We start from the raw sequence: 7,151 nt of genomic DNA, 5'->3' as shown, positions 1-7,151 counted from the left end.
AATAACTGGTAATATATTTTTTTATCTATAATTTTTTGATATATTATTCTGAACGCAGGTTTTTATCTGATGTTTTTTATATTTTATAGTTGTTTTACCTAGTAAATTACTATTTATTTATAATGTGACCTAATTATTAGTTTAATAAAAAATAGGATTAACGCACACAAATGAGATCAATTCTTATTTGTGTGGTTATTTATCGGACAAACGGCATATTTTGCCGACGAGTAAAGAGCCTATGAAATTAAATCATTCGATGCTGATAGGCTCATTTAGCATTTTCTTTAGGTACCAGAAAAGAGATCATCAACCCCCAAAATAAAGCACCGGCTCCAAGGCTAAAAGCCAACAACAGGCTGCCACCTTGATTTAACCAAAGGCTGGTTAACCAAGGCCCTCCCAATTGTGTAACGCTGTATAAGGCTACTAAAGCAGCTGATAAGCGTGGACCTTGGTGAGGATGTAAGCTGCGCGCTAGACGCTGCGTAAGCAATACTGTACCCAAAAAGGTAGTACCTACTAGCAAGGCACATAAAATAATACCTATACTGACAGGCAACACCAATACTGCAATAACGCCTATAAATTGAATCACATAGTTTAAACGCAGCGCTTTAGCATCTCCCATTTTGCTACCTGCTTTATTCCAGATCCAAGGAGCTGGCAAAGTCGCTAGTGCAACCAATAACCAGCTACCATTAATCAAAAAACTATCAGCTGGTAACTCAATGCTCGCCAGCATTGGTAGATAGGTCATAGGCAGGATATAGCCAAGCCCAGCACCGGCATAAGAGAGAAATAATGGTGTGCTTGCTCGATCAAATAGTACTGTTTTTTCTGTGCTTGGCTTGGCCGCTGGAATATCTGGAAACTCTGACATATCAATATTGGCGATTTGTCGATACCCCCACCAAGCTAAAGGAATCGCCACTAATGCCGCTGGCCACCAACGGTCTGCTCCTACTAAATAGGCAGATGGCACAGCAACTAGTGCACTAGATAAAATTAAGCCAAAGCCTACACCTAAATAAACCAACCCACTTAAATAAGCCCTTCCATGACAAGCCAGCCATTCCAATACCAAAGAAGGCGCTTGGACAAAAACAATACCATTGGTAATACCATTAATTAGACGTAAGATTGTCAGTGTTTCAGGTGTTTGGGCTTGTGTTTGTAACAAGGTTGATAGAACGCTCGCCAACAATGCCCAGGGTAAAATACGTTGGATCTGCCCTAAAGCACACCAACGCATGGCTGTTAAGGCGCCTATCAAATAGCCTAAATAGTTCCATGCCGCAATATCCGAACCTTGTTTTAGACTAAACAGGCCATCTTTAACCAACCATGGCAGCATGGGTGTATAAATAAACCGCCCTAATGTATGCACAACCAATAATAAAATTGCGCAAGCAACAATAACACGCAGTAGCGAAGGACGTTGTCCTGTCATGGCTGTTTCTCTTGTTAGTTTTTATAGATGCAGTTTGCTACGTTTTTACCTACTTCCCTGTACGACGTTAGTGGAAACTAGCCCTTAAATAGCGTTTTCTAACTCACACACTAAGGTTTTAATTAACATGTCTGCTGGCATTTCTCGTGCTAGCGGAGCCGATTGGCCTGCCCAATGCGCAGCAAAATCGGCACTAGCTTGCTCACTCGCAGCAGCATGTAAGGCTTTCCCCGCACTATAAACTGCAGGATACCCAGGCAAATCAGCACAAAACTGCTCTAGCTCTTGATGCATGCGATTGACCAAACCTCTTGCTGGGCGCCCTGAAATAACAGCAGTTACTGCTGTCTGATAGGCTTTTGCACTGCTAAGCGCTGCTCGATATTGAGGATTAGCAGCTGATTCGGGGCAAAGAATAAAAGCTGTACCTAACTGAGCGGCGCTAGCGCCCATCTTAAGTACATTCGCAATTCCGCTGCCATCCATGATGCCGCCAGCTGCAATTAACGGAAGCGAACAGTGTTTTTTTAATAGCTGCAATAAACTAAACAGGCCTAACTGCAAATCATCTTTAACATTAAATACCCCGCGGTGGCCTCCTGCTTCAAAGCCTTGCGCAATAATTCCATCAAGTCCTGCTTGCTCAATTACTTGCGCTTCTTGTAAAGATGTAGCGCAGCCTAAAAGACAAATACCGGCCTCTTTTAATACTTCAATATCTTTGATATTAGGTAATCCAAAATGAAAGCTAACGATAGCTGGCCGTTCTTCTAGCAACATTTCTAACATTGCAGTGTTGTTAATAAAACTCGCATAGTCTTCGCTTAATTCTAAGGGTGCTACTGCGCCAAACTCTGCAAAGTAAGGTGCTAAATGCGCCAACCAGCGCTGCTCTTGTGCTCTATCTCTAGGTGCAGCTTGATGGCAGAAAAAGTTGATATTAAATGGCTTATTTGTTGCTGCTTTTAGCGCTCTAATTTGTGCTCTTGCATTTTCTACGCTAGCACTACCCAAACCTAAAGAGCCTAGCCCACCGGCATTACACACTGCTGCGGCCAATGACACAGTTGACGTGCCTGCCATGGGGGCTTGAATAATAGGATATTGAATACCTAATAACTCTAATAATGATTGTTGCATCACCTGCTCCTAATATCTCTTGATCGCATAGCCTAGCTGTACGCTTAGATCATCATAAATTAAGATATATTAAGCAATAATATTCTGATTTTAAGATAAGGTAATTCTATTTATGGATCTGCTTAATTTAGAAATTTTTCAAACTGTTGCACAACAACGCAGCATCACTAAAACTGCCCAGTTATTAAATAAAGCACAATCTAATATCAGCACACGCGTTCAACAGTTAGAGAAACAACTGGATGCTCAGTTGTTTGTACGTGACAAAAAGCAGTTAGAACTGACAGCTCAAGGCGTTACTTTTTTACATTACAGCCAACGCATTTTGATGCTAGCCGAAGAAGCCAAGCAAGCACTACATCCTCATAACCCCAGTGGAAAACTAACCATAGGCTCAATGGAAAGCACAGTTGCTAGCCGACTACCCAAGGTATTAGCTCAGTATCAACAGTTATGGGATAAGGTTGAATTACAAGTCACTACAGCACCTAGCTTACAGCTGTTACAAGAGGTTGTAGATTATCGTCTTGACTGTGCTTTTCTAGCATTAGATCAGCACAAGCTACCGGCTGGTTTAGGCGCTCAAATGGTTTTTCACGAAGAGCTACTGCTAATTGTGCCTGAACGTTATAAAGATTTAGCATTGAGCACCTTGCCTATTCGGCGTCTAGCTTGTTTTCGTCAAGGCTGTAGTTATCGCCGCTTTGCACAAAGACAGCTACCTTATGATCTCATATTACAAGAAGTTGGCTCTTATCATGCCATTATCGCTTGTGTTGCAGCAGGCACCTGTATTGGCGTTTTGCCTCGCTCAGTATTAGAGCTACAGAGCCACAACCCAGGTGTTTTTCCTCATCCTTTGGGCCTATTAGATACCTATTTTATTTGGCGAGAAAATAATACAAGCCGCGCGCTTAAGCAATTAAGAAAACAACTATTTTCTTAGGTTATTTAAAACATGCGTACGCCAGCTTGCTTGGCTGGGCAAAGCTAAAAAGTATGGATTAATCAAATTTTCACGCACTGGGTAGTCAAATAGATTGCCTTCAACGGTTAATAGCTGCCCACCCGCCCCCTCTAATACCGCTTGGGCCGCCGCTGTATCCCATTGTGAAGTAGGTGCGAATCTAGGGTAAAAATCTATTTTGCCTTCTGCTAATAAACAGAACTTTAGCGAACTCCCCAACTTACGTACTTCTAAATTAGGATAAGCCTCTGTTAAGCCAGCAATCATAGCATCCTGCTCTGGACTGGTATGCGAGGGACTAGCTACAACTACAAACTCATGTTGAGCGTCACGAACTTGGATTGCAGTTGTGCTGTGCTCAAGCCGTTTAAAGGCACCTAAATGGGCACCACCAAAATACACCACACCTGACACTGGACATCCAACTACACCAAATACCACGCGGCCTTGCTGAATAAGGGCAACGTTTACCGTAAATTCATCTTTTCCTTTGATAAATTCTTTTGTGCCATCTAACGGATCTACCAACCACCATGAGCTCCATTGTTGGCGCTCCTCTATCGTAAACTGGCAAGCTTCTTCCGATAACACAGGAATATCAGGGGTTAGTTGTTTTAATCCTGCCAGTAAAACAGCATTAGCAGCGAGGTCAGCCGCCGTTACAGGCGAGTCATCCTGTTTTGTATCTACGGCCAGCTCACTTTTCCAAAATGGAAGGATGGCTTGCCCTGCTTGTTTAACAAGGCTGATCACAGATTCAATTAGCTTAGCTTCCATTAATCTATTTCTCCACGCGCCCGAAGTAGATCACGTACTACATACATTGCCGCAAGAGCACGTCCTTCGGAAAATTGAGGGTGTTCTATTAAAGAGACAAGGTTATCCATCTTTACCTTAGTCACTCCCATAGGTTCAGGTTCATCGCCTTCTAGGCGTGATGGGTAGAGATCACGCGCAAGCACGATTTGAATAATCTGGCGCATATAACCAGGACTAACGCTTAGTTGAGTAATCCATTCTAGGTTTTTTGCAGCAAAGCCTGCTTCTTCTTGTAGTTCTCTGTTAGCTGCTTGCAATGCGTCCTCACCAGGGTCGATTAGCCCTTTAGGCAAGGATAGCTCATAGCTTTCTGTACCAGCACAGTATTCTTCCACTAGAAGTACATGCTCGTCATCTGGCATGGCAACAATCATGACTGCTCCATAGCCATTAGATTTACTGGCTAGCCGCTCATAGGTACGCTCTACACCATTACTAAAACGTAACTGTAATTGTTCAACGCGAAATAAACGACTGCGCGCTACTTCTTCACAGGTTAATATTTTTGGTTTCTCTCGCATCCTCTCACTCCTTGTACTTAAGCTAGGTATCATACTGCTAAATTGAATGTGAGATAGCGAGTTTGTATGCCCAACTTACCCTGGTCAGACATTGATACCCTTCTGTTAGATATGGACGGGACATTATTAGACTTACACTTTGACAACCACTTTTGGCTTGAGCATTTACCTTTTTGCTTTGCACAAAAACACACTATATCAGTTGCTCAAGCCAAATCTATTATTGAGCCTAAATTAGCTAAGTACCAAGGCCAATTATTATGGTATTGCATTGATTTTTGGACAGCGCAGTTAGGCTTACCCATTATGCAAATGAAACAGGACACTGCGCACCTTATTGCCCTACGTCCAGCCGTAAAGGATTTTTTAAAGCAACTTCGTGCAGCTGGGAAGCAGCTTATTCTCGCAACTAATGCCCACCCTGATGCACTCCGCCTTAAACTGGATAAAACAGGTATAGCACCCTTACTTGATAGGATTATTAGCTCACACCAATATGGCTATGCTAAAGAGCAACAGGATTTTTGGCACCTGCTACAAGCACAAACGCAATTCAATCCTAAGCGCAGCCTATTACTGGATGATAGCTTAAGTGTCTTACATAGCGCACACAGCTATGGCATTGCTCATACTTGGGCAATTAGCCAGCCTGACAGCCAACAAATGGTGCGTACTATCAAGACTTTTCCCAGTGTAAACAACCTTCAGAGTCTACTTTGCAATCTCGTGCGTTAGCCATTGCAATTAATGCAGCCAATCTGGCGCACGGCGTGTTTCTATAAATCAATTATTTTAGCGAGAAGGGTGCAATGTCTATAGTGTCTTAACTTGAAGACGCCTATGTGTAGGCTTATTTGTAAAGTACTTGATGAGTATACAGCGCGAGCCAAGCAGACGGTAATTGGCTCAACGCTATATACACAAGCTAACTCCAATGGTACTTAGACGGGAATTCGTAATACTTGACCAGGATAGATTTTGTTCGGATCTTTTAACAAAGGCTTATTAGCCTCAAAAATTCTCATATAAGCATTGGCATCACCATACTGCTCTTTAGCAATGGCACTCAAGGTATGCCCTTTCTCGACAGTGACAAAGCGCGCTCCCTTACTTGGCTCAACAACAGCAATTTGCTCCTCAATACTAGATATACCAGCAACATTACCTAATGCTAAAAGAATTTTTTCCTTTTCTTCTTGGGTTTTTACATGCCCTACTACTCGAATGACACTGCCTTCTACTGTAATCGCAATATCTGGGTTACCTAAGCCACTCATAGCAATATGCTCATGTAGCTTTTCTGCCGCATGCGCCTCTTTACCTTGAATATTTTCCCATAATGCAGCACCAGCCGCCTGCACAAAATTAATCAGCCCCATTCCTCTCTCCATTTTTAGCTAAACAGTTGTATGCTCATTTGATTGAGTTGAGCACCATACAAGATATACGCGTAAGTCAAACTCTAGTTGATGATAGTTTGGAAGCATATACTGGCACAGTTTATAAAATGCTTTATTGTGGTCTGCTTCGCGTAAATGAGCCAATTCATGGACAATTATCATATCTAGAAAATCGCGCGGAGCTGTTTTGAAGAGACTCGCAATACGAATCTCCTTTTTCACCTTGAGTTTACTTCCTTGAACCCTAGCAATACTTGTATGCATACCTAACGCATGACGCACTACGTCTATTTTGCTGTCATAACCTACTTTGCTAATTCTAGGAGCGTTACGCAGATAAGCTTGCTTGAACTGGCTAACTAAATCATATAGTCCTTTATCAGTCAAAATTGTATTGTTTTGCGGGTAACGCTTTGCAAGATATTCACCTAACTGCCCAGAACTGAGCAAAGCATTTACCTGAGTTATCAAAGACGCTGGATATCCTTGTATATATTTTAAATGCTGATTAAACATACTATTACCAGTCTACCTCTAGGCTAAGCTTGTTACCTTGCCTCAGTCCAAGCTACTTAGTAGACAACAAGAATACCAATAACCAGTCGCTGGGCTGAACTTTACCACAGTGAAAACATCCAACATCTATCAGTAATAGATCACAATGCAAATATCATTATAAATCAATTACTTATATAAGTATAATGGCTTTTTTGATAGCTATTGATCTGAACTCAATTAAAAATTTATTAAATGCCTGAAGAAAATATCTAAAAAACTGAACGGTTAAATCATCCTAAAGAACAATTGATCAAATTAATCGATAACTGCATTAGATTGCTATTGAATATATT

Annotated in this window: 8 protein-coding genes; 2 read left to right on the top strand and 6 right to left on the bottom strand. The window is 41.7% G+C overall.

The genetic code is table 11. The features are described from left to right. Positions 1–271: 271 nt before the first annotated feature. A complete protein-coding gene (locus tag VQ643_RS15785; protein WP_414201385.1) occupies positions 272–1,453 on the bottom strand; it encodes a YbfB/YjiJ family MFS transporter in 1,182 nt (393 codons plus the stop codon). Positions 1,454–1,537: 84 nt separating this feature from the next. Beyond that, positions 1,538–2,593 (bottom strand): NAD(P)H-dependent flavin oxidoreductase, encoded by a 1,056-nt coding sequence (locus tag VQ643_RS15780; RefSeq protein WP_414201383.1) that lies wholly within the window; start codon positions 2,591–2,593, stop codon positions 1,538–1,540. Between the two features lie 112 nt (positions 2,594–2,705). On the opposite strand from VQ643_RS15780, the gene VQ643_RS15775 reads away from it, so the two are divergent. Continuing rightward, the gene (locus tag VQ643_RS15775; RefSeq protein WP_414201381.1) at positions 2,706–3,539 is read left to right on the top strand and encodes a LysR substrate-binding domain-containing protein; all 834 of its coding nucleotides are present in this window, start codon (positions 2,706–2,708) and stop codon (positions 3,537–3,539) included. On the opposite strand, the gene cysQ is transcribed toward VQ643_RS15775, so the two are convergent. Together cysQ and nudE are read right to left on the bottom strand one after the other, a co-directional pair. Next, a complete protein-coding gene (gene cysQ / locus VQ643_RS15770) occupies positions 3,528–4,337 on the bottom strand; it encodes a 3'(2'),5'-bisphosphate nucleotidase CysQ (protein ID WP_414201379.1) in 810 nt (269 codons plus the stop codon). The two genes, VQ643_RS15775 and cysQ, sit on opposite strands and share 12 nt — an antisense overlap. Beyond that, positions 4,337–4,900 (bottom strand): ADP compounds hydrolase NudE, encoded by a 564-nt coding sequence (gene nudE, locus VQ643_RS15765; protein ID WP_414201377.1) that lies wholly within the window; start codon positions 4,898–4,900, stop codon positions 4,337–4,339. The genes cysQ and nudE overlap by 1 nt, the downstream gene beginning before the upstream one ends. 66 nt (positions 4,901–4,966) lie before the next feature. Between nudE and yrfG the strand changes: the two genes are divergently transcribed. Beyond that, positions 4,967–5,635 (top strand): GMP/IMP nucleotidase, encoded by a 669-nt coding sequence (gene yrfG, locus VQ643_RS15760; protein WP_414201375.1) that lies wholly within the window; start codon positions 4,967–4,969, stop codon positions 5,633–5,635. A gap of 206 nt (positions 5,636–5,841) precedes the next feature. Here yrfG and lysM read toward each other — a convergent pair whose 3' ends face one another. After that, entirely contained in the window at positions 5,842–6,279 is a 438-nt protein-coding gene (lysM, locus tag VQ643_RS15755) for a peptidoglycan-binding protein LysM (protein ID WP_414201373.1), read from the bottom strand. 18 nt (positions 6,280–6,297) lie between these two features. After that, positions 6,298–6,816: a M48 family metallopeptidase gene (locus tag VQ643_RS15750; protein ID WP_414201371.1), complete on the bottom strand. Its 519-nt coding sequence runs from the start codon at positions 6,814–6,816 to the stop codon at positions 6,298–6,300. Positions 6,817–7,151 lie beyond the last annotated feature (335 nt).

The organism is Pseudomonas sp. F1_0610, assembly GCF_047470865.1.
In the GTDB taxonomy this organism is placed as follows: domain Bacteria; phylum Pseudomonadota; class Gammaproteobacteria; order Pseudomonadales; family Pseudomonadaceae; genus JAZDRH01.
This window is presented reverse-complemented; position numbering and strand designations above follow the sequence as displayed.

What these genes read in the sequence shown, in the direction of transcription:
- VQ643_RS15785 (WP_414201385.1), bottom strand. Translation starts at nt 1,453, where the DNA reads ATGACAGGACAACGTCCTTCGCTACTGCGTGTTATTGTTGCTTGCGCA.
- VQ643_RS15780 (WP_414201383.1), bottom strand. Translation starts at nt 2,593, where the DNA reads ATGCAACAATCATTATTAGAGTTATTAGGTATTCAATATCCTATTATT.
- VQ643_RS15775 (WP_414201381.1), top strand. Translation starts at nt 2,706, where the DNA reads ATGGATCTGCTTAATTTAGAAATTTTTCAAACTGTTGCACAACAACGC.
- cysQ (WP_414201379.1), bottom strand. Translation starts at nt 4,337, where the DNA reads ATGGAAGCTAAGCTAATTGAATCTGTGATCAGCCTTGTTAAACAAGCA.
- nudE (WP_414201377.1), bottom strand. Translation starts at nt 4,900, where the DNA reads ATGCGAGAGAAACCAAAAATATTAACCTGTGAAGAAGTAGCGCGCAGT.
- yrfG (WP_414201375.1), top strand. Translation starts at nt 4,967, where the DNA reads ATGCCCAACTTACCCTGGTCAGACATTGATACCCTTCTGTTAGATATG.
- lysM (WP_414201373.1), bottom strand. Translation starts at nt 6,279, where the DNA reads ATGGGGCTGATTAATTTTGTGCAGGCGGCTGGTGCTGCATTATGGGAA.
- VQ643_RS15750 (WP_414201371.1), bottom strand. Translation starts at nt 6,816, where the DNA reads ATGTTTAATCAGCATTTAAAATATATACAAGGATATCCAGCGTCTTTG.